Annotated in this window: 19 protein-coding genes; 2 read left to right on the top strand and 17 right to left on the bottom strand. The window is 62.9% G+C overall.

The annotated features are described in order from the left end of the window. Positions 1–51: 51 nt before the first annotated feature. The 11 genes from ABXR19_RS14940 to ABXR19_RS14890 form a co-directional block, all read right to left on the bottom strand. Positions 52–2,253, bottom strand: a complete 2,202-nt coding sequence (locus ABXR19_RS14940; protein WP_354601939.1) for an IgaA/UmoB family intracellular growth attenuator — start codon at positions 2,251–2,253, stop codon at positions 52–54. 199 nt (positions 2,254–2,452) lie between these two features. After that, a complete protein-coding gene (locus tag ABXR19_RS14935; protein ID WP_354601938.1) occupies positions 2,453–2,971 on the bottom strand; it encodes a DNA-deoxyinosine glycosylase in 519 nt (172 codons plus the stop codon). Between the two features lie 73 nt (positions 2,972–3,044). Then, a complete protein-coding gene (locus ABXR19_RS14930) occupies positions 3,045–3,581 on the bottom strand; it encodes a flavin reductase family protein (RefSeq protein WP_354601937.1) in 537 nt (178 codons plus the stop codon). Positions 3,582–3,601: 20 nt separating this feature from the next. Next, positions 3,602–3,913 (bottom strand): hypothetical protein, encoded by a 312-nt coding sequence (locus tag ABXR19_RS14925; RefSeq protein WP_354601936.1) that lies wholly within the window; start codon positions 3,911–3,913, stop codon positions 3,602–3,604. Between the two features lie 109 nt (positions 3,914–4,022). Next, complete coding sequence (locus tag ABXR19_RS14920; RefSeq protein ID WP_354601935.1) at positions 4,023–5,414, bottom strand: efflux transporter outer membrane subunit; 1,392 nt, start codon at positions 5,412–5,414, stop codon at positions 4,023–4,025. Further along, entirely contained in the window at positions 5,411–7,369 is a 1,959-nt protein-coding gene (locus ABXR19_RS14915) for a MacB family efflux pump subunit (RefSeq protein WP_354601934.1), read from the bottom strand. Before ABXR19_RS14915 ends, ABXR19_RS14920 begins: the two co-directional genes overlap by 4 nt. Positions 7,370–7,383: 14 nt before the next feature. Then, positions 7,384–8,586 (bottom strand): efflux RND transporter periplasmic adaptor subunit, encoded by a 1,203-nt coding sequence (locus tag ABXR19_RS14910; RefSeq protein WP_354601933.1) that lies wholly within the window; start codon positions 8,584–8,586, stop codon positions 7,384–7,386. A 276-nt stretch (positions 8,587–8,862) separates the two neighbouring features. After that, positions 8,863–9,408, bottom strand: coding sequence for an acyltransferase (locus ABXR19_RS14905; RefSeq protein WP_354601932.1), 546 nt, complete (start codon positions 9,406–9,408; stop codon positions 8,863–8,865). Continuing rightward, positions 9,405–10,196 (bottom strand): ferritin-like domain-containing protein, encoded by a 792-nt coding sequence (locus tag ABXR19_RS14900; protein WP_354601931.1) that lies wholly within the window; start codon positions 10,194–10,196, stop codon positions 9,405–9,407. Before ABXR19_RS14900 ends, ABXR19_RS14905 begins: the two co-directional genes overlap by 4 nt. Before the next feature lie 376 nt (positions 10,197–10,572). Beyond that, on the bottom strand, positions 10,573–11,547 hold the full coding sequence (locus tag ABXR19_RS14895) for a DUF58 domain-containing protein (RefSeq protein WP_354601930.1): 975 nt from the start codon (positions 11,545–11,547) through the stop codon (positions 10,573–10,575). Between the two features lie 2 nt (positions 11,548–11,549). Beyond that, positions 11,550–12,470, bottom strand: a complete 921-nt coding sequence (locus ABXR19_RS14890; RefSeq protein WP_354601929.1) for an AAA family ATPase — start codon at positions 12,468–12,470, stop codon at positions 11,550–11,552. Positions 12,471–12,607: 137 nt separating this feature from the next. Between ABXR19_RS14890 and ABXR19_RS14885 the strand changes: the two genes are divergently transcribed. Further along, a complete protein-coding gene (locus tag ABXR19_RS14885) occupies positions 12,608–13,537 on the top strand; it encodes a histone deacetylase family protein (RefSeq protein WP_354601928.1) in 930 nt (309 codons plus the stop codon). A gap of 297 nt (positions 13,538–13,834) precedes the next feature. Here the strand turns inward: ABXR19_RS14885 and ABXR19_RS14880 are convergent, their stop codons facing one another. After that, a complete protein-coding gene (locus ABXR19_RS14880) occupies positions 13,835–14,503 on the bottom strand; it encodes an alpha/beta hydrolase (RefSeq protein ID WP_354601927.1) in 669 nt (222 codons plus the stop codon). A 153-nt stretch (positions 14,504–14,656) separates the two neighbouring features. Between ABXR19_RS14880 and ABXR19_RS14875 the strand changes: the two genes are divergently transcribed. Further along, positions 14,657–16,048 carry a Dol-P-Glc:Glc(2)Man(9)GlcNAc(2)-PP-Dol alpha-1,2-glucosyltransferase gene (locus ABXR19_RS14875; protein ID WP_354601926.1) on the top strand — a complete coding sequence of 464 codons (1,392 nt, stop codon included), beginning with the start codon at positions 14,657–14,659 and terminating at the stop codon, positions 16,046–16,048. 121 nt (positions 16,049–16,169) lie between these two features. On the opposite strand, the gene ABXR19_RS14870 is transcribed toward ABXR19_RS14875, so the two are convergent. The 5 genes from ABXR19_RS14870 to ABXR19_RS14850 form a co-directional block, all read right to left on the bottom strand. Next, positions 16,170–16,553: a GtrA family protein gene (locus tag ABXR19_RS14870; protein ID WP_354601925.1), complete on the bottom strand. Its 384-nt coding sequence runs from the start codon at positions 16,551–16,553 to the stop codon at positions 16,170–16,172. Beyond that, positions 16,550–17,503 (bottom strand): glycosyltransferase family 2 protein, encoded by a 954-nt coding sequence (locus tag ABXR19_RS14865; RefSeq protein WP_354601924.1) that lies wholly within the window; start codon positions 17,501–17,503, stop codon positions 16,550–16,552. The genes ABXR19_RS14870 and ABXR19_RS14865 overlap by 4 nt, the downstream gene beginning before the upstream one ends. Further along, complete coding sequence (locus ABXR19_RS14860) at positions 17,500–18,819, bottom strand: glycosyltransferase family 39 protein (RefSeq protein WP_354601923.1); 1,320 nt, start codon at positions 18,817–18,819, stop codon at positions 17,500–17,502. Before ABXR19_RS14860 ends, ABXR19_RS14865 begins: the two co-directional genes overlap by 4 nt. Before the next feature lie 183 nt (positions 18,820–19,002). Beyond that, positions 19,003–20,124, bottom strand: a complete 1,122-nt coding sequence (locus ABXR19_RS14855) for a pectinesterase family protein (protein ID WP_354601922.1) — start codon at positions 20,122–20,124, stop codon at positions 19,003–19,005. Between the two features lie 256 nt (positions 20,125–20,380). Further along, the gene (locus ABXR19_RS14850; protein WP_354601962.1) at positions 20,381–22,459 is read right to left on the bottom strand and encodes a YgiQ family radical SAM protein; all 2,079 of its coding nucleotides are present in this window, start codon (positions 22,457–22,459) and stop codon (positions 20,381–20,383) included. Positions 22,460–22,519 lie beyond the last annotated feature (60 nt).

The following is a 22,519-nucleotide window of genomic DNA, read 5'->3' as shown; positions in this document are numbered from 1 at the left end:
GGCTGGAGAGGTCCGTCAGCTGCGGCTCTCCAGCCATGTGTTGGCGCTGTTCTAGTGCGCTGATAAGGCCGCCAGCGCCTTGTTGCGCTGCATGGACTGACGCAATCTGATCACCCACAGCGGGCCGTGCACCAGCAGGAAAAGCGCTCCGGCTATGGCTTCCAGCAGGCGGACCAGGGCGGGAAGATAGTTGTCCGGGTTACGCTCCGGGTCGATGTTCAGCACCAGATCGCCGCGCTCATCCTTGTCGCTGCTGATGACAAGTCCGTTCAATTCGACCGCTTTGAGATTGTCCGGCTGCGTCAGGCTTTGGTAGGCCGCCCACTGCACTTGCCAGTCGGTGGATTGCTCGATCTGCGCCCCGGCTGAGGGTGAGGCGATGTCGACGACGGGTGCATCCGGGTCGCTGGACGGGGTACTGAGAGGCTGCTCGTGCAGCGGCAGGACGATGCCGCCACGCTGGCTGGCCAGGGCCGTCTGCAGGGGCTTGGCGTAGAGCTGGTGCACGCGCGGTGCAACCAGATCGCGCAGGCTCGCGCGCAGGCTGCTCACCACTTGTTGATTGGCCAGTGCGCTGTCGCCATCCTGTTTCAGGCTGCCATCCCTGGCTTTGGCGAGCAGGGTGGTCCAGCCGATGTCCTTGTCGCTGGCATCGTCGACGACGATCTTGCTGCCCAGCATCTGTTGCAGATCCTGACAGGGAATGCGACTGCTGGCGCCGAAGTCGTGGCACTCGCGGTCCACGGTGAGTACCAGCGCGCTCAGATTGCCGAGGGTCTGCACCGATGCGCGCCCGGCGTAGGGGTTGTAAGCGCCGCCTGCGCGCGCCATCTGCATCTGCAATATGGCGTTCAGCATCGGATTGCTGCGGGCTTCCAGCACCTCTCCATGATAGAGCTTGAGCAGGGCTTCATCGGCGGCGACGGTTTGCACTTGCGGCACTTCGCCGCCCCAGCGCAGGGTGTTGCAGTCAATCGGCGATGGATTGTTGCCGTCGGCCGGGGCAATCTGGCAGCGTGCCTGCGCGCGCAGATGCAGCATGCTGCCGGGTGCGGGCGGCTGGGCGATCAGCGCTGCTGCCTGCTCATAGCTGTGTGCCGGCGCGGCCAGCAGGGCGGCGCGGGTGTGGGCCAGATCTGCGTCGAAACTGTCCTTGTAGAGCCAGCCGACGCACAACATGATGACACCGGCCAGGCTCAGGGTGAGGTGCCGCCCCCAGTAGATGGAGGGGGCCAGACGTTCTTCGCGATCAATCGACAGGCTGTTGCCGAAAGCCACGACCGAGTAGTCGTCCACGCGCATCTCCAGCGTCACCCGGCTGTCCGGCGGCACGGTGGCGCGTTGCTTCCAGTGCTCGGGCAAAACCAGCGGGAATTTGTCGCCCAGAAACAGCTGGCTGCTTACGACATTGGAATTGCTCGGGCTTTGCAGGCTGACGACGGTGAGCGTGCCTTCGACACGATTGACCTTCTGCGGACTGGCGGGCGAGCGCGGGCGCCAGATCAGCCACAGCGCCAGGGCGAACAGGGTCAGCGCGGGCGCCAGATATAACCAGATCGCATCTGCGTAGCCGGCAATCGTCAGCAGGATGAAGGCCGGAATCAGGATCAGCAGCGGTATGCCGCCCCAGCCCGGATGGGCGCGCACGGCGGCCTCGGCCGGAGTTTCGTTGCGCTGGCTGATCAGGCGCACGCTGCCGATATCGGTGTCGGCCGAAGCTGCAGCTTCGGTCTGCGAATTCAGCCCGCCGGCCAGTTCGCCGCTCTGACCAGCATTCCATTGATGTTGCTGTGCCTGTTCCTGCTGGGCGCGCTCGCGCCCGGCGGCCAGATCAAAGTTCTGGTTGAGGGTGATGACGAGGGCGAACTTTTCCGTCAGCACCACTTCCGCGCGATTGCCGATGGAGATGAAATCGCGTGCGTCATAGGGCAGCACCACATCCACGCCGCCCAGCGTGTCATGCATGGTCTCGCCGCCATTACTCACGTGCAGGCCGTGGCGGACGAATTCGCCGAAGAGTTCATAGACGTTTTCGTTCAGCAAGCTGACGATCTTGCCGGGTTTGGCCGGGTCAACGAGGAAGGGCTGCAGCAGGCTTTTTTCCTCGGCGCTCAGGCCCCGATGTGGTTTGCCGTGCGCTTTCAGTTCGTTCAGCGCGCCCTTGTTGTCGGAGCGCCGCAGCGCGTAGGTGATCGCGCTGTAGATGGAATACAGCGCCAGGCCAATGAAGAGGATGAGTTGCAGGGTTTGCATGGGGCTCGCAAAAAACAGGGAATTGAAGGCGAGCCGGATTTTACGGGCTTGTCATGGATGGTGGTCGTGGAGGGAATGCGGTTTCTGACGGGAGTCTGGATTGAGGCGCTTAGCGCGATCTGCCTGCGCTGGAGTTTTCGTTTGGTTGCACTTTCGTGCTCGGCGGACCTGCCTGAAGAGCCGCTCCTGCCGGGTGTCTTCAGGCAGGGGGCTGAAGAAGTCCGCCCAGTGCGGCTCTCCAGGCATCTTGTTTAGCGCCCGGACGCAGGCTGGCGTGGGCCGGGCTGGTGGAGGGCAGACGCTGGCAGCTGATCCCGGCGAGCGGCAGCGTCGGTAGCACATGGCGGCGGAACAGGGTTTCGGCCGCGCCACCGTTGAAGAAGATGTGGCGAATCTGTGGCTGCGTGGCCAGAAACGCGGCGAAGTCATTGGGGATCGCACTGGTCGCGTCAATATCGGCATCCAGGCTGCCGGGGCGCACACAGCTTTGCAATACGTCCCACACGGCGACGTGGGCGGCGCCCAGTCGTGCGCAGCGGATTGCGTAGGCCTCGGCCGGATCGAAGCCGAGCAGGATGCCAAGGATCGGCCAGAACTGGTTGTGCGGATGCGCGTAGTAGCGCTGCGCCTGCAGTGAGGCGATGCCGGGCATGCTGCCGAGGATCAGCAGGCGGGCGTCCGGAGTGGCGATGGGGGGAAAGCTGGTGATTAGAGACATGTGTGGCGAGAGCGGGCGTTGGGCTGCAGTGTAGCGGCCGGCAACGCTGGGTGATCGCGGGCAAGCCGGGGTGCTATTTCATTTTTGATTGCAGCGTGATCGTCTCGCCGGCCAGCATGAAGGCGCCCGAGCCGCGGTGATGCATCGTCGGCGCGTGATCCATTTTCGGATCAATCCAGGCCTTGAGCACTTCAAACACGAAGAGGTTGTAGCGCGGCACCATGTCGGCATCTACGAGCTTGCATTCGAGGTTGGCGAAACACTCCTTGATCAGCGGTGCTTGCACGTATTTGGCCGGCATGGGCGTCAGGCCGAACTTCGCGAATTTGTTGGTGCGCCGCCCCGAGGTGTTGCCACAGCCGACGACGGCTGCCTGCAAATGCGACGTCGGAATGTTGATCACGCATTCTCCGCTGCTCTCCAGTGCGGCAAAGCTGTAGTTACGATTGCTGATCACACAGCCCACCAGCGGTGGCTCGAATTCGAGCATCGTCAGCCAGGAATGGGTCATCACATTGGGCTTGTCCTTGCGCTGCGTGGTCAGCAGCACCACCGGGCCGGGTTCCAGCAAGCCATACACGTCGGACAGGGGGAAGTTTTTCTTGGTCATTGTGTTGCTGCCGCAGCCCCTCAGTTCTCCAGACGCTTGCGGAGCTTGTTGATCTCGTTGTCCATCGAATCAAAATCGCGCAGGGCGGCCTGCTCTTCGGTGCTCAGGGCTCCATCGAGGCGCTTGATCAGTACCTTGAGCGTTTCATGGATGCGACCGATCTGGCGTCCGTAGCTCCATTGTGTGGTGATTTCTCCTTCGAGCTGTGGATTCTGGCTGCCGGTCAGGTAGAAATTGATCAGCCCGAACTGGCCGAAGCCGCGGAACTGCTGCCAGACGGAGCCGGACAAGGGTAAGAAAACTTCAAAGGGATTCGTGGCGGATTTTGGCATGGTGGTGATCTCCTTAAGACCTACTTCGTTAAAGGCCTTATGCGTTCGCCACGCCATTGTGACCAGCCTTTTGGGCCGCTTTCAAGCTTGCAGGACGGCGCGTCCGGATTCAATTTCCAGGCTGCGAATCGCCGCCCAGCGCGAGGTTCAGGGCGATCTGGCTGGCGAGCTGGTTGTAGCGGTTTTCGGCCAGAGAGGCTTCGGCGCTGCGGCGTTTTTCCTGTGAGTCCAGCCAGGTCTGCAGCGGGATGGCGCCGGCGTGGTAACGGGTTTCGTTAATCTTCTCGGCGCTTTGCGCGGCAGCCAGTGAGCGGCCGAGGAATTCGCCTTGCTGGACGTACTGGGTGCGGGCGGAGAGGGCGTTTTCCACATCGCCCAGCGCGCTGTAAAGCGACTGACGGAACTGGATGGCAGCCAGATCGTAGTCGGCGCGCGCGACGCCGGTCTTGAGTTTCATCTCGTGATACTGCAGGAAGGGCAGGGCGAGTTCGGAGGCCAGCGCCGCGACCGGATTGCTCAGTACGTCGCGCAGTTTGTCGCTGCTGCTGCCTAATGATCCGGTGAGGCTGAGGCTCGGGTAGTAGGCCAGGCGGGTAGCGTCGCCACTGGCCAGCGTGGCGCGCAGGCGCAGCTCGGACGCGCGCAGATCCGGGCGGCGCGCCAGCACGTCGGCGGGCAGGCCGGCCACTACGCTTGGCAAAGCGCCGGTCGGCACGCTCTGCGGTTCGGTGAAGTTTTTGCTGGGCGGGCCGTCAAAGAGCAGGGCGAAGGCGGTGCGCGCTTCTTCGCGTTGCTGGATGAGCTGGGTCCGGCTGGCCCGTTGGCTGGCCAGATCCTGTTCGGCCTGCAGGACGTCGAGCCGGTAAATGGCGCCGGCTTCGAACTTGCGCTGGACCAGCGCCTGCGTGCGTTCCGTGTAGGCAATGCTCTGCGTGCTCAGATCGATGCGTTGGTTCAGATAGCCGATTTGCCAATACAGACGTGCGGTGCTGCCGATCAGTGCCAGTGCGGTGTTGGCCTTGTCCTGTTCGGTGGCTTGGGCTTCCCATTGCGCCGCGTCACGCGTGCTGGCGAGCTTGCCCCACAGATCGGCTTCCCAGCTCAGCGTCGTTTTTGCCGAATAGCTGCGACTGATATCGCCAGCACCCTTGAGCGATTTGCTCACCGAATTGCCAAGGCTGGCACCGAGTGCCGGAATGAATTTGTCTTCAGCCAGGCCGGTATTCAGACGCGCGCGTTGCAGTTTGATACCGGCTGCGGCCAGATCGGCGTTGCGGGCCAGTGCTTCGTCGATGAGCGTGGCGAGTTGCGCGTCACCGAAAGCCTGCCACCAGCGCCCGGCGTTGGCGGCGGGAGCACTGTCGGCATGGGCCCAGGCGGCTGCTACGCTGGCGGGCGGTGCGACGTAGGGCGTGCGCGTGAGGCTGGCGCAGCCGCCGAGCAGGAAGACCATGAGCGCGGCACAGCAAAGGCGCCGGGCGGGGCGTGATGCATTTGTCATTCTCTTGCCAGTGCGTCGATAGGATCGAGGCGCGCGGCATTGCGCGCCGGCATGAAGCCGAAGATCAGGCCGATCAGGGTAGAGCAGCCGAAGGCGGCGAGGATGGAAGTCGTCGAATACACCATCAGGAAGCTCGGGGCGATTTGTGTGACAAGCAGGCCGATGCCGCGCGCCAGCAGCACGCCGAGCACTCCGCCGGCCAGGCACACCAGTACGGCTTCGATCAGGAACTGCTGCATGATGTCGCTCTGGCGGGCGCCGACGGCCATGCGCACACCGATTTCGCGGGTGCGTTCGGTGACTGACACGAGCATGATGTTCATGACGCCGATGCCGCCCACGATCAGTGAGATCACCGCAATCGAGGAGATCAGCAGGGCCAGGGTGGCGGTGGTTTTCTCGATGGTCTGGCGCAGGCTGTCGGAATTGAACAGGTAAAAATCCTGACGCCCGCCGTGACGCAGGATCATCAGTTTCTTGATGCCTTGTTCAGCCGCTGCAGTGGAGACGCCATCGCGCATCCGTACGGTGATGCTCTTCAGATAATGCTGGCCGAGCAGGCGGCTCTGAACGGTGGTGTAGGGCAACCAGACATTGAGGCTGTCATTGTTACCAAAGCCGCTGTCCTTCTTTTTCGTCACGCCCACCACGCGTGCCGGCAAGCTGCCGAGCAGGATGATCTCGCCGATCACCTGGCGTTGCTGGCCGAACAAGGCCTTGCGCGTGTTGTTGTCGATCACCACGTCTTGCGCCAGGGTTTGCTCGCTCTGCAGGTTGAAGGCACGCCCTTCGGTGAACTCGAGGCCGCGCACGCGGAAATACTGGGCACCCACGCCGTTGATATTGCCGGTGGCCGAGATGTTGCCGAAGCGCAGGGTCTTTGACGTCGACACCATCGGCGTCACGCTATCCACGTAGGCTTGGCCGGCCAAAGCCTCGGCGTCAGCCGAGACCAGCGTGCGTACGGCTGCCGAGCGCATGTCGCCAAAACCCGAGCCGGGATAGACGTCGATGGTGTTGGTGCCCATCGCGCTGATGTCCTTGAGAATGCTGGCGCGGGTGCCTTGGCCCAGCGCCACGACGGAGACCACCGAAGCGATGCCGATGATGATGCCGAGCATGGTCAGGAAGGTGCGCATACGGTGCGCGCTCATGGCCACCAGCGCCATGCGCAGGGCTTCGCCAAGGCGATCACGACCGGCCTGCCAGGCCCGCGCGGTGCGGCCCGGGGTGGTGATGGGGGCTTTCTCCAGGAGGGCGGGTGCGTCCTCGCGCAGGCGGTCGGCGATGATCTTGCCGTCGTGGATTTCGATGATGCGATGAGCATGGCTGGCGACCTGCATGTCGTGGGTCACCAGAATGATGGTGTGGCCCTCGGCGTGCAGCTCCTTGAGCACGGTCATCACCTCCTGGCCGCTGCGGCTGTCCAGCGCGCCGGTGGGTTCGTCGGCAAGGATGACTTGCCCGCCATTCATCAAGGCGCGGGCGATCGAGACGCGCTGCTGCTGGCCGCCGGAGAGCTGGCCGGGGCGGTGCTGCAGGCGATCGCCCATGCCCAGGCGTTCGAGCAGTTGACGGGCACGGGCGTGGCGTTCCTGGCGATCCTTGCCGGCATAGATTGCGGGAATTTCGACATTGCCCAGCGCAGTCAAGTCCGGCAGCAGGTGGTAGCGCTGAAAGATGAAACCGAAATGCTCGCGGCGCAGCTTGGCCAGCTCATCGGGTTCCAGCGCGCCAGTCTCGCGGCCGGCCACGCGATAGCTGCCCTCGCTGGGCCGATCCAGACAGCCGAGAATGTTCATCAGCGTGGATTTGCCCGAGCCGGAGGCGCCGACGATGGCGAGCATTTCCCCCGCGTTGATGACCAGGTTGACATGATCGAGCACGCGCAGCGTTTCTTCGCCGGCAGGGTAGTCGCGACACAGGTCGCGCAGTTCGAGGAGTGGGGTTGTCATGTGTGTACCTCCCCTTACATCGGGGGCGGGCCCATGCGCTTGGTGCTGGTCGGGGTGTCGGCCGTGGCTTCGCCGAGGATCACCTTGTCGCTTTCGGCAAGGCCTTCAAGCACTTGCGCGCTGACGGTATTGTTGAGGCCGATCCGTACCCGATGCGGCATGACCAGACCCTGTTCATCCAGCACGCGCACGACGTAACGGCCATCGGGTGCCTGCTCGCCGAGGGCGACCGAGGGAATCGTCAGCGTCTGGGTCGCCTCGGCCAGCACGATGCGTACCTGAGTGGTCATCGAGATGCGCAGCTTGTCATCCGGGTTGGGTACGTCAAGCAGGCCGTTGTAGTAGATCGCGGTGCTGGTTGAAGTGCTGGTCGTGCTTGAGGTGCTCGTGTCGGTGCTGATCGAGTCGGGCGCCGGTTCGATGGCACGCAGCGTAGTCGTGTAGCGTTTGGCAGGCTCACCGAGGATCGTGAAATACACTTTCTGACCGGCTTTGACGCGGGTGACGTCGGCTTCCGAGATCTGAGCTCTGACAGTCACCGTATCCATGCGCGCCAGTTTGATGATCGTCGGCGTGCTCTGGTTGGCGTTCACGGTCTGACCTTCCTGGGCGATCAAGGCGACCACCGTGCCATCCATCGGCGCCACGATGCGGGTGTAGCTCAGGTTGAGGTTTGCCGTATTGACGCTGATTTTGGCCTGCGCGATTTGCGCATTCAGCGCCGTGATTTCGGCGCGCGTGGCCGCTTGCGTGGCCTCGGCGGCTTCGAAGCTTTCGCGCGATCCGGCCTCTTGGTCCATCAGGGATTCGGCGCGCTTGAAAGCGAGTTCGGCCTGCTTGAGTGTGGCCTGCTTTGACAACAATTGGGCGCGTACGCTTTCGAGCGCCGCCTCGGCGTTGCGCAGCGAGTTTTGCTGCGTCAGCGAATCGATTTCAGCGATCAACTGGCCCGCCTTGACGCGGTCGCCGAGTTTGACCTTGAGCGACTTGATCTGCCCCGAGGCCTGGGCGCCGACGCTGACCTGCTTGAACGCCTGGATCGTGCCGGTGGCGAGCACCGCATCCTCCAGATCACTCAGCTCGGCGGCTGCGGTCAGGTAGGACGGCCGCTCTGGCGGAGACCAGAGTTTGAACCCGGCCAGCAGCAGGACCGCCAGCACGACGAGCGCAATCACGCCATTGCGCAGCGTGAACCAGTTATTTTTCTTGAGAGCCATGATGGGGATGCTGCCGAGCTGCGGCATTGTGCTTGAGGGTGTGGGCGTATTGTCCCGCAAGCGACCTTTGGCGAGGGTTAAGCCTTGTAATTGGAGAGTAAGAAAAATTAAAGCCTGGCACGCCAGGCGGGGCTGCCTGAAGAGCCGCATGCAGCGGACCTGTGCCGGTATGGGTGCTGCACAGTTACGCGGAATAAGGCTGTGCGGGCAGGTTTGTTCAGAACGCCCGCCCGCTGCGTTTGTCGGGGTGTCGTGTGGTTTGCCCACACGCCCGCGCTAGACGATGAAGCCGGTGCCGCTGTGCATCTTCTCGTTCATCTCGGCTTTCATGGCGGCGCTGACGTTCGCGCGCAGTGTGTATTCCTCGCCGAAGCAGGGCGATTCCTCCATCAGCGCCTTGCGGCGCGCGATGTAGTCGCTGCTGCTGCCGAGGATATGAACCGGGTTGCCAACGGCCAGGCTGCCGGCCTCGATGTCGCGGCTGACCACGCTGCCAGCGCCGATGATCACGTCATCGCCGATGGTCACGCCGGGCAGCACGATGCTGCCGGCGCCGATGAAGACGCGGTTGCCGATGTGCAGTTTGCCAAGCCTGACGTAGCCGAGCGCGAGCTTGGTGCTGGCATCGTGGGCCAGCAGGGTGACGTTTGCGCCCAGGGTGACGTCGTCACCGATGCGGATGTGCCAGCAGTGGCTGGCGTCGATCTTGCAGCCATCTTGCATGTAGAAATTCTTGCCGACCACGAGACCGCGCTTGATCAGCATGGCGAGTGGATCGCGGCCGCTCAGACGGCGGAAGAGTTGGCGCAGAAGGTTTTTCACAGGGGTGTTCCGGAATCGAGTGCGGCAAGTTCGGCGTCGGTGAATCCCGCCGCCCGTCGCGCACTCAGGTTGAAGGGGCCGCGCTGGCGCGGGGCGCCGTATTGCGCGGCGAGCATTGCGTCGGCGGCCAGCGGATCGAGCCCGCGTGCCGCGCACAGCCAGTGATACCAGTAGTTGCCGAGCGCGACGTGACCGATCTCGTCGCGCAGGATGATGTCCAGAATCGCCGCCCCGGCCTTGTCGCCCGCGCTGGCGAGTTTGGCGCGGATCTGCGGGGAAACATCCAGCCCGCGTGCCTCCAGAATGCGCGGCACCAGCGCGATGCGGGCGAGCGCATCGTCGGCCGTTTTCTCGGCCATTTGCCAGAGTCCATCGTGCGCCGGGAAATCGCCGTAGGCGTAGCCCATCGTCGCCAGATGTGCGGCGAGCAGGTCGAAGTGATCGGCCTCTTCGCATGCCACGCCTAGCCAGTCGCGATAGAACTTTTCCGGCAGATCGGCGAAGCGCCAGACGATGTCCAGCGCCAGATTCACCGCGTTCAGTTCGATATGTGCCAGGGCGTGAATCAGCGCGGCGCGGCCTTCGAGTGTGGCCAGTGAGCGCTGCGGCACATCGCGCGGCATGACCAGATGCGGGCGGGATTCGCGGCCGGGCAGGGGGACTTCAGTGCTGAGACTGGCGTTGGGGTCGAGCCGGCAATCAGCCGGGATGGCGCGCAGTGCGGCGCATTTTTCAGCCGGTGACGCAAGGGCGAGGGCGGCGAGGGCGCGGTGGCGAAGATCGGGCATGGCCGCGAGTTTACCCCTTTGAACCTAGAAGCCGTAGTTGGACGCATCCGAGTGGGCCGCGATGCGGTGCGTTGGCAAGGCGCGCCGACGCAGCGGGCCTTTGCCCGCAAGGAGAAGCAACGCCGCCAGCGTGCCACAGCGTGGTTCAATCGGGTGTGTAGCGCTCTCACCCAAATGATGAGGATTGCCGTGAGGACAAAACTTAATGCTCATGCGAACTTGCCCGCGATTGGAAGCGGTCAACTGCGGCTTCTAGGTTGATTCATGCCATGCTGCACAGGTCCGTGTGACGGGCCTGTGCGGAGGGGGGGCTGAAGATCCAGGCGCGGCGCGGCTCTACAGGTAGGCCGCGCACAGTGAGTTCATACCGGTGCGCTTAGCCCGGTATCTTTTCAAACAAGGCCAGGCGGCTCAGGCAGGTGTGGTGATGGATCGCATCCTGCCCCGGCCCGATGCGCTGATTTGGCAGGATCAGGGTGGTGCGTGCGCCGCTCTGACGTGCCGCGAGAATCCATTGGGTGAGCTGGCTCAGGCGGGACTCCAGCGGCATGCCGGGCGGCAGGGCATGCCAATCCAGTACGCAGGTGGGCGCCTGACCACTGGCGAAAATCTTGGTGAGCATGCCGCGACCGCTGGCGAGCTGTTTCCAGGCGACATGGCGTAGGGAGTCGCCGGGATGGAAGCCGCGCAGGCCGGCGAAATCGTCCTGGCCGAGGATCTGGCCGACGCCGCTGTCGGCCTGCTCGCCGGCTTGCAGCGGCAGGGCTTGCGAGCCCGCTGGCGTCGGGAAAATCAGCTGCGGCGCATACGGTTCGATGTAGCTCCAGGCTCGGATCCAGCCCAGCGGCTGGCGCGTCTCGATGGTCAGCTGGCCCGGCTGCAGCGGGCCGCGCTGCGCGCAGGGCAGGGCGATGCGGGTGCTGAACGTGGCGTTCGGCGCGAGGTCGGCGCACAGCAGTTCGCGCCCGTCGGCATCCAGCACGCGGATCGCCGGGCGGCTGATGTTCTGCGCATTGATCAGGCTGATCTGCCAGTGCGCGCTGCCGCCGGCAAAGGCTTCATCGCTGGCCTGCAGGCTGATCTGCAGGCGTGTCAGGCTGCGCCAGCTGTGCAGGATGTGCACCACGCCGACGCTGCCGAGGAAGAAGGTCAGCGCGTAGCCCAGCGACAGGTTGTAATTCACCGCGGCGATGAACATCAGCAGCAGCGTGAGCAGCAGGGCAAAACCGGCACGGCTCGGGAACACATATACGCGTGCCTGGCGCAGCGTGATCGGCTGCGCCTCGGGCACTTTGGCGCGGGTGGCCCAGCGCCGGAACTGGCGCCGCAGCCGGGCAAGCACGGCGGCCATCGTCAGAGCGCGACGGATTCGATCAACTGGCGCACCAGCGTTTCGCCGCCCTGACGCGTGTCGGCGGCATTCAGGCGGTGACCGGCGACGCAGGGCAGGATCGCCTGCACGTCTTCCGGGCGCACGTGATCGCGCCCGGCGATCAGCGCCCAGGCGCGGGCGGCGGCAAGCATGCCGAGGCCGGCGCGAGGGCTCAGCCCTTGCGCAATCTCCGGCAGGCTGCGGCTCTTGGCGAGCAGGGCCTGCACGTAATCGAGAATGCGTTCGCTCACCAGCACCGCGCTGGCTTGCGCCTGCAGGGTTTGCAGTTCGCTGCTGGTGATGCAGGCCGGCAGGCGCGCGAGGATCTCGCGTCGATCCTGCCCGGCCAGCAGCTCGCGCTCGGCCGCCGCATCCGGCAGGCCCAAGGACAGGCGCATCAGGAAGCGGTCGAGCTGCGATTCGGGTAGGGGGAAGGTGCCGATCTGCTGCGAGGGATTCTGGGTCGCGATGACGAAGAAGGGTTCGGGCAGCGGGTGGGTCTTGCCATCGACCGAGACCTGGCGCTCCTCCATCGCTTCGAGCAGCGCACTCTGCGTCTTCGGCGTGGTGCGGTTGATTTCATCGGCGAGTAAGACCTGCGAGAACAGCGGCCCGGGATGGAAGCGGAAACCTTGCTGCACGGTGTCGAAAATCGTGATGCCGATCAGGTCGGCCGGCAGCAGATCGCTGGTGAATTGCACGCGCTGGAAACCCAGCCCCAGTGTGACCGCCAGCGCATGCGCCAGGGTGGTCTTGCCTACGCCGGGCTGATCTTCGATCAACAGATGGCCGCGCGCCAGCAGGCAGGCCAAGGCGAGGCGCAAGGCCTGCGGTTTGCCGAGCAACACTTGGCCAAGCTGGGCGAGGATGAGTTCGGTGCGCTCGTTTGCTGCTACAGGCATGGGGCAATCCTTGGGTGGCTGTTCGGGTAAGACTGGCTGGCGAGTGCCGGAGTTTGGCAGTAGTTTACGGCACACAAGAAGTTCGCCGGCATGTATCGGCGGGCAGGCAAAGAAAAATATGCCCAAAAGGAGAGCCGATGAGCGGAACCGTATTTATCAGCCACCCCGACTGCTGGCTGCACAGCATGGGCACCATGCACCCGGAATCGCCGGATCGCCTGACTGAGATCCTTGACCAGATCAAAGGTTCCGGCCTCGACGGTTTGCTCGACATGCGCGAAGACGTGCCGCAGGCCACGCTGGAGCAGCTCTACCGGGCGCATTCACCGGCTTACGTCGATGAGCTGTTCGAGATTTCGCCTGAGCAAGGCTTGCGCCACCTCGATCCCGATACCGCGATGACGCCGCATACGCTCAAGGCTGCCTTGCGCGCTGCCGGGGCCGGCATTTACGCGACCGAACTGGTGCTGGCCGGCACGGCGCATAACGCCTTCTGCGCGGTGCGCCCGCCCGGCCACCATGCCGAGCGCCTGCGCGCGATGGGCTTCTGTTTTTTCAACAACGTGGCCGTCGCCGCGCGCCACGCGCTCGAAGTCTGTGGCTTGGCGCGAGTCAGCATCATCGATTTCGACGTGCATCACGGCAACGGCACCGAGAACATTTTCCTCGCCGATCCGCGCGTGCAGATGCTCAGCTTCTTCCAGCATCCGCTCTATCCCTACAGCGGCACCAAGCTGATCGCGCCGAACCTGCTCAATACGGCTTTTCCGGCGGGCACGCGCGGCGACAAGATCCGCGATCTGCTGACGGATGCCTGGCTGCCCGCACTGGCGCAGCATCAACCGCAGATGCTGTTCATCTCCGCCGGATTCGATGCGCACTACGAAGACGACATGGCCTCGATGGGCCTGGTCGACGCGGACTTCGCCTGGATCAGCCGCGAGCTGCGGCAGTGGGCCGATGCGCACTGTGGCGGCAAGCTTGTGTCGATGCTGGAAGGCGGTTACTCCTTGCCGGCCTTGGGACGCAGCGTGCTGGCGCATGTGCGGGCGCTGGCGGATATTTAAAAAAAGTGCTGAGTTCTGAGGGTTGAGTGCTGAGTGGGGCGTGCTTGTAGAGCCGCGCGGGTACTCGGTTTTCGGGCAGGCATCGCGGTGAGGCAATACCGGCGAGGCTCTGCGCGAGGGTGACGTAGGAGCTAGCGAAGCTGGCGATTCGGACGCAAATTGGGGCTCAAATCGCCAGCTTCGTTAGCTCCTACAACGGGCTCTGAAGTGGGTGTGCCTTAAGAGCCTCTCCGGGAGGGTGTCTTCAGGTAAGTATTCTGTAGGGCCAATACCGGCGTGGCTCTGCAGGCAGCTTGCTCAGGCTGGCCCGTCCAGCGACGCATCCAGCCGCACGCGCAGGAAATCCAGCGCGTCCTTGAGCATTGCCGGGCTGATCGTGTGGCCGGTGGTGTATTCCTTGAAACCCAGCTTGACGCCCAACTCGGCAAACAAGGCGCAGGCCGCCACGGATTCGGCGTGCGGCACCATGTCGTCCTGGGTGCCGTGCTGGATCAGCAGGGTCAGGTGACTTATCGCTTCGGCTGTAGCCGCATACGGCGCACTGGCTGCGAGCAGGCGGCCGGCAATGCTCACGACCGAGCGCAGATGGCGCGGGGCCGTCAGGGCGAGGGTCAGGGCCATCGCGCCACCCTGACTGAAGCCCAGCACATGCACCTGCTGTGGATCGGCACCCAGGCCCATCACCGCGTCATTGATGCTCTGGATCAACCACAGGCGGCTGGTTTCGATTTCTGCGGCATCGAAGACCGAGCCCTGCAGTGTTTCCGTGCGTTCATACCAGCGGTAATAACCGGATGCCATTTCATGCGGTGCACGCAGGCTGATCACCATGAAGCGCGGATCAAAATACTGCGCCAGCCCGAACAGATCCTCCTCGTTCGCTCCCTTGCCGTGCAGCAATACGAGCAGGGGCGGGCGGTGGCTGGGCGGGGTGGCGGGACGGCGCAGGAGGTAAGTGAAGTTCATGTGGATTTCCATGGCTGGCTGCAGGGCTTGCGGGGGTGTAAAGCAGCATTGTTGAGCGTCAATGATCCAATACGTTTGCCGCGTGATCTTTCCCAGTATTATCCATGGCTTGGCCGGAAAGGCCGAGGCATCAACAATAACAAAGGATGGGACATGGAACAGCTGGACCAGGAGGCGAGTGTGGGCGAAGCGGGGGAGCAACTGCCGCTCGTCGTGGAGTCTGAAATACCTGAAGAACCCGAAGTTGTATTGGCGCCGGACGAGACTGTGGCATCAGCGCTGTCGCTGTCTGCATGCGAGCCTCTTGCGGCCGCAGGCTCAAGTGGCAGCTCCGCATGGAGCGGATGGCTAAGCGGAGTTTGCGTGCTGCTCGGTGCCGTGTTTGGCTTTGCGCTGGTGTCCACTCACCCAGGTCTCATTAATGACGAGGGTTTTCACGGTCCCCAGATCTGGAATTTTTTCACCAATAATTTCACGATCCTGGGCAGCACCACGATGATTCCCAGTTATCACGCAGTTCTGGCTTTGGTTGCCAAGCTGCTGGGTTACTACAGCGATAGCCTGCACAGGCTGGTGACTTTGCTGGTGGGGCTGGCCATGCCCTGGTTGGCATTCCGCATGGTGAAACTGCACGCGCCGCTCGCCGCAGGGCGCAGAGCCGTGCAGTTGTTCTATTTTCCAATCCTGTTTCCGTTTTTTTTCCTGATCTATACGGATGTGTGGACGACAACGGCGATCATCGCGACCTGTCTGTGTGCGATGAATCGCCGTTTCCTGCTGGCGGGGCTGACCGGGCTGGTGGCTGTCCTGTTGCGCCAAGATGCGGTGATCTGGGTCGGGTTGGCTTGGCTGCTGGTGGCATTCGATGGCAGCTCAATGAATCTGCGGCAACTGGAGTGGCGCAAGATTATTGCCAATGCCTGCGTTCGGGGTTTGCCCTTGCTTGCTGTGATGCTGCTGTTTGTCGGTTTTGTCTTCTGGAACAAGGGTGTGGCGGTCGGGGATCGTTCGCAGCATCAGAGCGGTTTCACGGTCACCAATATCTATGTGTTCCTGTTCTGTGGCTGGCTGATGTTCCTGCCCATGAACCTTGAGGCGGTGCCGCGCATCCTCACCCTGCTGCGCAAGCCGGCGGTTGTGGCTTGTCTGATTCTGGGCTTCCTCATTTACATGGGGAGCTACTCCAACACCCATGGCTACAACGGCGAAGGCATGCGTTTCTGGCTGCACAACGAGTTGCTGTACTGGCCGACCAAGTTCCTGTCCGTGCGGGCGTTGGCTTATCTGGGGGTTGCCTGGATGGCGCTGACCCTGTGCGTGACCCGTCTGGCGCAGCCGCGCTTCTACTGGCTGTATGCGGTGGCTGTGCTGGCCGCGGCCATGCATCCCTTGATCGAACCTCGTTATTACCTGCCGGGCTTGTTGCTGCTGCAGATCTGTCGGCCGGAACTCGATGAAACCTGGGAAAACGCACAGCTCGTGCTCAGCATCCTGCTGTCCGCTGGTTTGTTGTTCGGGACCGTGATCATGGTCTTTTTTATCTGAGCAGGTGCCTGCCCGGGTCCTTCGGGCGGGCCGTTTGCGGCCTCTGTGCCGGAGAACCGCGCCAGTATTGGCTTCCGGCATAGCCTGCCTGAAGAACCTTGCTGGATGAGGTTTTCAGGGCTTACGGGTGGCGAAACACGAACAAGCGGTTCAGCACATAGCCGCTGACCGCGACCAGCACGACCGAGCCGGCGACGCCGATCAGGTAGTGGAGGTTCAGGTGTATGGCCAGTTTTACGCAGGCCCAGGACAAGCACAGACCCACCAGTGAAACGGCGAGGAAGCGCGGATAACGTGAGGCGTCGCCCTTCATCACCGCAAAGGTCCAGCGGCTGTTAACTGCATACGAGAACAGATTGGCACAGACAAAGGCTGTGACATTTGCCCAGTCCGGCGGCCAGTGCAGGAGTTCGGCAAGGCTTACCACGATAAGCATGTGTACGCCGGTATTGGCGACGCCGACCAGGCAGAAGCGCACGAAGCGGCCGAACTCCTTCTGCATCATTCTGCGGCCTTGCCTCCGCGTTGTTGCACCGAACGGATCACGAAGGGCGGGCGACGCTTGCTTTCCAGATAGACCCGTCCCAGATACTCGCCGATGACGCCAAGGCCGATCAGCTGCAGGCCGGACATGAACAGCACGACGGTCAGCAGCGAGGCATAGCCCGGCACATCGACGCCCTGGATGGCAGTGCGCAGGATGATGAAACTGCCGTAGCCAAAGGACATCAGGGCGACAAAGACGCCGATGTAGGTCCAGATTTTCAGTGGCGCGATGGAGAAGGATGTAATCCCTTCAACGGCCAGATTCCACAGTTTCCAGCCGGAGAATTTGGTTTCTCCGAACTCGCGTTCGGGGCGGGCGTAGTCGATGCTGGTGGTGCGGAAACCCGCCCAGGCAAACAGGCCTTTCATGAAACGCCGATTTTCCGGCAGGCTGGAAACGACCTCGACGACGCAGCGATCCATTAGACGGAAGTCACCCACGTTGTCTGGAATCTTGACTTCGGACAGGCGGTTCATCACGCGATAAAAACCGGCGGCGGACTGACGCTTGAGGAAGCCGTCACTGCTGCGATCCGCGCGACGGGCGAGTACGACCTCGAAGCCTTGCTCCCACTTTTCGAGCATTGCCGCGATCATTTCGGGCGGGTCCTGCAGATCGGCATCCAGCGGAATGATGGCGTCACCGCTGGCTTGGGACAGGCCTGCAGAGAGCGCGGCTTCCTTGCCGAAGTTGCGCGACAGGTCAACCACGATCAATTCGAAATTGCTGGGCGAGGCGGCTTGCAGTTTGGCCAGCGTCGCGTCGCGACTGCCGTCGTTGATGGCGACGAGCTCCCAGTCGTAGCGTTGCGGGTCGACCACGCGGGCAATCGCCGCAAGCGTGTTGTCGACGTTGAGTTCCTCGTTGTAGAAGGGGATGACTAGTGAAATGCGGCGGCGGGTGTTCATTGTCCAGCTCCTTGAGGGGCGGTCGGAGTAGCGGCGGCTTGCTGCGGCTTGCGCAGCGTACTGGCGAGCAGGATCAGCTGGGCGATCAGCAAGCCTTCGAAGGGTTTGCGATAACGCCCCTCATTCACCGCAACCAGGCCTAGCCCCTGCAGCAGGAACCACACGAGGATGAGCGAGGGCAGCAGGCGTTCGCGCTGGCGGCGCCACAAGCCCACGGTCAGTGCCAGGCCAGCCAGGCTCAGTGGCGCCCAGAGCCAGCGCAGCCGGTAATTGATTTCGCCGATGCTTCGGCTGCGATCCGTGTCTGGCCAGGATTCGGCGAAGAACAGGAAGGCCAGGTTTTCGCCGGTGAGCCACAGGTAGCGCGGCAGGTCGAGATTGATTTTGGCTTGTTCGGCGTCCCAATCTTCGGCGCCCTTGTCCATGTCGATCTTGAATTTGGCGACGCCTTCGCGTTTGGTGCGCCAGTCAGAATACGGAGCGAAGGGCTCCGTGCCGACCGATGGTGAGCCAAAGCCAAACCCCCAGCCGGCGCCTTCGCGCTTGAATTCAATGTTGATTTCGAAACCGCCCGAGCGGGCGTACAAGGCATTCAGGCCGCCGATGCCGTGCGGGGCGACCAGATGTGCGCGTTCCAGACTGCGAACGGTGAGCGGACCAAAGACCAGCGCCAGAAGTAGCAGTGAGGTGGCTGCGCGGCGGACTTTGTCGCCCTGTGCGATCCACAGCCAGACCAGGGCCAGCAGGCCCAGCGGCAGGCAGATCGAGCGGGTCAGGCCGGCCAGGGTCCACAGAATGGCCGCAGCAAGAAAGGCTTGCAGGGTAGCCTTGCGACGGCAGCGCCAAGTGGCCCAGAGTGCCGCGCCGAGCAGCGGCAGCATCAGGGTTTCCTGCATGAAATAGGAATAAATCGCGGTCCACGAGGGCGACCAGGCCAGGATCGCCCAGCCCAGCAAGGCGAGGTTGCGCGAGGGCTGCAGTTCGCGCAGGAATCTGTACCAGAGCCAGGGCGTGAGCAGTGAGAGGGCCGCGGTATAGAACGCCGTCAGCTTGTGAATGCCAAGCGTCAGCTTGGCGAAGATGCCGATATACAGCTGGAACAGGATCGGATCCATCATCGCTAGCGGATCGTCGCGCTTGGCGTCGATGCCTTGCACCCAGTGACGCTCCGGATCGCTCCAGATGTGGTCCATCGGGTTGTAGGCATACACCACCCAGACCCTGTAACAGCAGGCCAGTACGATCAGTTGCCAGAGGATGAAGGGAATGAAAGGACGCGCGCGATCCATCAGGTCGCGCATTTTTTGGTGCAGCACAGGTTTGCTCCTCGAACTTGATTTTATATTTGCGGGCAATGATAGCGGCTGCATCGCAGGAGCGCCGCAAAGTGCGGCGCAACATTTGGCAAATTTCTGTGTTTCGGTTGTATTGAGATCAAGAGCATGTAAAAAAGCCCGACTGCTTGCGCAGCCGGGCTTTCTGGTTCGTGCATCAAACGATCAGTTGCCGCTGCCGGTGCCTGTGTTGAGGTACTCGCTGAAGCGGGCCGTCGAGCTGCTGTAGGCCGCGCCGTTGGTACCAGGCCCCCACGGAGCAGTCTTGCGTACATGCGCGCCGATGGCGGTTTCGCGGATGACCAGTTGGGCCTTGGCGCCGGATTCGGCCCAGTTGCGGCCCAGGTAGACCACGTTGTTCGGCGCGCCGCCGGCATAGTTCAGCGTGCTGCTGACAACCAGGAAGCCGTAGCTGTTCGACGACTGGGTGCTGGGGGCGAAAATGTAACTCGCAGCACTGGAGCCTAGTCGTGTGGCGTTGTACTGGATCGTGCAGCCGTAGAACGCGGCCGTGCCGTGACCAAAGATGAAGTCGGTGTCGCCCTGGATGAAGCTGGCCTTGAAGAAGGCGCGGTTGGTCGTCGAGTAGCTGTAGGAGCCGATGTACAGCGTGTCCTGATTGCCGATGACCTGCACGTTTTCAAAGATCGCTTTGTCGCCACGCACCGACAGTGCAATGGCTGCCTGGTTGCTGCCGCTGTAGCTGCCTTCGGTGTAGCTGTTCTTGAAAGTCAGGTTGCGGGCGCGAAAATCTGTGGCGGCGACGTTGAAGGTGGCGCTGCTGGATGTGCCGACGGTGGTCGCCGAGCTGTTGCTGGTACAGGCGTGGGTGGCGGAACCGGCGGATTTCGGTGTCAGGTTGGAGTTGCCGTAGTAGATGACCGTGTTGCCGGCGCTGGCGTCCAGCCCATACAGGGTGATTGGCGGGGCGGAGGCGGGCACGCAGACCACTTCCTTGTAGCTGCCAGCCTTCACGCTGATGTATTTGCGTGTCGTGCCACCGGCCTTGACGGCGGCGGTGATGGCCGCCTGAATGGTTTTGTAAGTCGCCGTGCCATCGGCAGCAACCTTGTAATTCGCTGTGAAGCCGCTGATTGCGCCGACGCCGCTGGACGGATCCCAGCCTCCGCCGTTGGACATGTATTTGGCGAGGGTGTAGCTGGCGGCCTGGCTGCTGGTGAGTTGCGGGCGGGCGGTGGTGCTGCTGACGGCCAGGGCCGGCAGGCTGAGCAGGGCGCTGACGGCGATGGCCGCGAACACGCTGCTGCGGGTAAAGATGGTGTGCATGAGTGTCTCCAGATCTTCAGATGTGGTGGTTGGTCGCTTGATCGCGGCTCTGTCTCCGGTTTGCTACCGGTCCCATGATTGTATCTTTGTAACCGGTAACATCAAGAAGGGGTTTTCCCTCGGGCCGGTTGTGCTGACTCAGGGATGGCCGGCGAGGTTTTCGACATTCTCGGCATGACGCGCAGCGGAATCCGGTGCCGGAAGTGGCGTGGAAAACATCCCCGGATCGCGTTGCGCTTGTCCGGGGTTCGCTACGTCAGGGTTTTCGCTTGCGCGCAGCCACTGCCTGCACAGCCGCACGGGGCGGACTTTTGCGGGCAGGCTGTCCGGAGATGACCGCCGGGCGAGGCTTTCCGGCTATATGTGCTGCAGACGCCCAGGTGACCAAGTGATTCGGGCTGTTGCCGATCAGGTCGCGCCGGTTGATCTCGATGAGGAATTCGCGGATCAGATCGAAATTTTCCGGATCGTGATAGCGCAGCAGCGCCTTGTGCAGCTTGCGTTGTTTGGCCAGGCGCGGAGTTTCCACGTCCTCCGAATCCTTGCTGACTTTCCGTAGCGGATTCTTGCGCGAGTAGTACATGGCCGTGGCCATCGCCAGCGGTGTGGGCGTGAAGGCCTGCACCTGGTCCGGGCGGAAGTTGTTGGCCTTCAGCCACAGGGCCAGATTGAGCATGTCCTGATCGGCCGTGCCGGGGTGGGCGGCGATGAAGTAGGGCACCAGATGCTGGGTCTTGCCGGCTTCTTTCGAATACTTGTCGAACATCTTGCGGAAGCGCTCGAAGCTGCCAATGCCCGGCTTCATCATCTTCGACAGCGGGCCTTCCTCGGTGTGCTCCGGGGCGATCTTGAGCAGGCCGCTGACGTGGTGCGTGACCAGCTCCTTGACGTATTCGGGCGAGAGCACGGCGAGGTCATAACGCAGGCCCGAGCCGATGCTGATCTTCTTCACGCCGGGAATCGCGCGCGCCTTGCGGTACAGCTCGATCAAGGAATCGTGGCTGGTGTTGAGGTTCTCGCACACGCCCGGAAACACGCAGGACAGGCGCCGGCAGGACTGCTCGATCTTCTCGCTCTTGCAGGCCATGCGGTACATGTTGGCGGTCGGCCCGCCGAGATCCGAGATATGCCCCTTGAATTCCGGAATCTTGTCGCGGATCTCCTCGATCTCTTTGAGGATGGATTCGTGTGAGCGGCTCTGAATGATGCGGCCCTCGTGCTCGGTGATCGAGCAGAAGGTGCAGCCGCCGAAGCAGCCGCGCATGATGTTGATCGAGAAACGGATCATCTCCCAGGCCGGGATGCGCGCCTTGCCATAGCTGGGGTGCGGGGCGCGGGCGAAGGGCGCGTCGAAGACGTAATCCATCTCCTCTGTCGTCAGCGGAATCGGCGGCGGGTTCAGCCACACATCGCGCTCGCCGTGCGTTTGACGTAACGCGCGGGCGTTACCCGGATTGGATTCAAGATGGAAGACGCGCGAGTTGTGGGCGTAGAGCACGCGGTCTTCGCTGATCGCCTCGAAGCTCGCCAGACGCACTACGGTCTTGGCGCGGAGCGCCTTGCGCGCAGCCACGCGGGCGGCGGCGGGGATGATCTGTATCGGCAACGAACCATCGGCATTCGGCGCAGTGGCGGTTTGCTGCGGCTCCATGGCGTAAGGATCCGGATGCGGATCGACGCGGCCCGGGCGGTCCAGCTCCAGCGAATCGATCTCGTTCCATTCCGTGTCCGGCAGCCAGTTCTTCTTGACCATGAAGGCCGTGCCGCGCAGATCGCGGATTGAATCAATCGGCTCTCCAGCGGCCAGTCGATGCGAGAGTTCGACCAGCGCACGTTCAGCGCTGCCGAAGATCAGCATGTCGGCTTTGGAGTCCGGCAGCACGGAGCGGCGCACCTTATCGCTCCAGTAATCGTAATGGGCAATGCGGCGCAGGCTGGCTTCGATGCTGCCGATGATCACCGGCACACCGGGGAAGGCTTCGCGGGCGCGCTGGGCATACACCGTGACGGCACGATCCGGACGTCCGCCTGACAATCCACCGGCGGTGTAAGCGTCATCCGAGCGCGGCTTGCGGTCCGCCGTGTAGCGGTTGATCATCGAATCCATGTTGCCGGCGGTTACGCCGAAGTACAGATTCGGTTTGCCCAATGCCCGGAAAGCATCGGCCGAGAGCCAGTCCGGCTGGCTGATGATGCCCACGCGAAAGCCCTGGGCCTCCAGCAGCCGACCGATCAGCGCCATGCCGAAGCTGGGGTGGTCGAGGTAGGCGTCGCCGGTGACGAGGATGATGTCGCAGCTATCCCAGCCGAGCGCGTCCATCTCCTTGCGACTCATCGGCAGGAACGGGGCGGGCTTCAGTTTCGGCCGGTGGCGGGGCCAGCTGGCGAGGGGGCG

The organism is Uliginosibacterium flavum (assembly GCF_040566545.1).
Classification (GTDB): domain Bacteria; phylum Pseudomonadota; class Gammaproteobacteria; order Burkholderiales; family Rhodocyclaceae; genus Uliginosibacterium; species Uliginosibacterium flavum.
This window is presented reverse-complemented; position numbering and strand designations above follow the sequence as displayed.

What these genes read in the sequence shown, in the direction of transcription:
- ABXR19_RS14940 (WP_354601939.1), bottom strand. Translation starts at nt 2,253, where the DNA reads ATGCAAACCCTGCAACTCATCCTCTTCATTGGCCTGGCGCTGTATTCC.
- ABXR19_RS14935 (WP_354601938.1), bottom strand. Translation starts at nt 2,971, where the DNA reads ATGTCTCTAATCACCAGCTTTCCCCCCATCGCCACTCCGGACGCCCGC.
- ABXR19_RS14930 (WP_354601937.1), bottom strand. Translation starts at nt 3,581, where the DNA reads ATGACCAAGAAAAACTTCCCCCTGTCCGACGTGTATGGCTTGCTGGAA.
- ABXR19_RS14925 (WP_354601936.1), bottom strand. Translation starts at nt 3,913, where the DNA reads ATGCCAAAATCCGCCACGAATCCCTTTGAAGTTTTCTTACCCTTGTCC.
- ABXR19_RS14920 (WP_354601935.1), bottom strand. Translation starts at nt 5,414, where the DNA reads ATGACAAATGCATCACGCCCCGCCCGGCGCCTTTGCTGTGCCGCGCTC.
- ABXR19_RS14915 (WP_354601934.1), bottom strand. Translation starts at nt 7,369, where the DNA reads ATGACAACCCCACTCCTCGAACTGCGCGACCTGTGTCGCGACTACCCT.
- ABXR19_RS14910 (WP_354601933.1), bottom strand. Translation starts at nt 8,586, where the DNA reads ATGGCTCTCAAGAAAAATAACTGGTTCACGCTGCGCAATGGCGTGATT.
- ABXR19_RS14900 (WP_354601931.1), bottom strand. Translation starts at nt 10,196, where the DNA reads ATGCCCGATCTTCGCCACCGCGCCCTCGCCGCCCTCGCCCTTGCGTCA.
- ABXR19_RS14895 (WP_354601930.1), bottom strand. Translation starts at nt 11,547, where the DNA reads ATGGCCGCCGTGCTTGCCCGGCTGCGGCGCCAGTTCCGGCGCTGGGCC.
- ABXR19_RS14890 (WP_354601929.1), bottom strand. Translation starts at nt 12,470, where the DNA reads ATGCCTGTAGCAGCAAACGAGCGCACCGAACTCATCCTCGCCCAGCTT.
- ABXR19_RS14885 (WP_354601928.1), top strand. Translation starts at nt 12,608, where the DNA reads ATGAGCGGAACCGTATTTATCAGCCACCCCGACTGCTGGCTGCACAGC.
- ABXR19_RS14880 (WP_354601927.1), bottom strand. Translation starts at nt 14,503, where the DNA reads ATGAACTTCACTTACCTCCTGCGCCGTCCCGCCACCCCGCCCAGCCAC.
- ABXR19_RS14875 (WP_354601926.1), top strand. Translation starts at nt 14,657, where the DNA reads ATGGAACAGCTGGACCAGGAGGCGAGTGTGGGCGAAGCGGGGGAGCAA.
- ABXR19_RS14870 (WP_354601925.1), bottom strand. Translation starts at nt 16,553, where the DNA reads ATGATGCAGAAGGAGTTCGGCCGCTTCGTGCGCTTCTGCCTGGTCGGC.
- ABXR19_RS14865 (WP_354601924.1), bottom strand. Translation starts at nt 17,503, where the DNA reads ATGAACACCCGCCGCCGCATTTCACTAGTCATCCCCTTCTACAACGAG.
- ABXR19_RS14855 (WP_354601922.1), bottom strand. Translation starts at nt 20,124, where the DNA reads ATGCACACCATCTTTACCCGCAGCAGCGTGTTCGCGGCCATCGCCGTC.
- ABXR19_RS14850 (WP_354601962.1), bottom strand. Translation starts at nt 22,459, where the DNA reads ATGAGTCGCAAGGAGATGGACGCGCTCGGCTGGGATAGCTGCGACATC.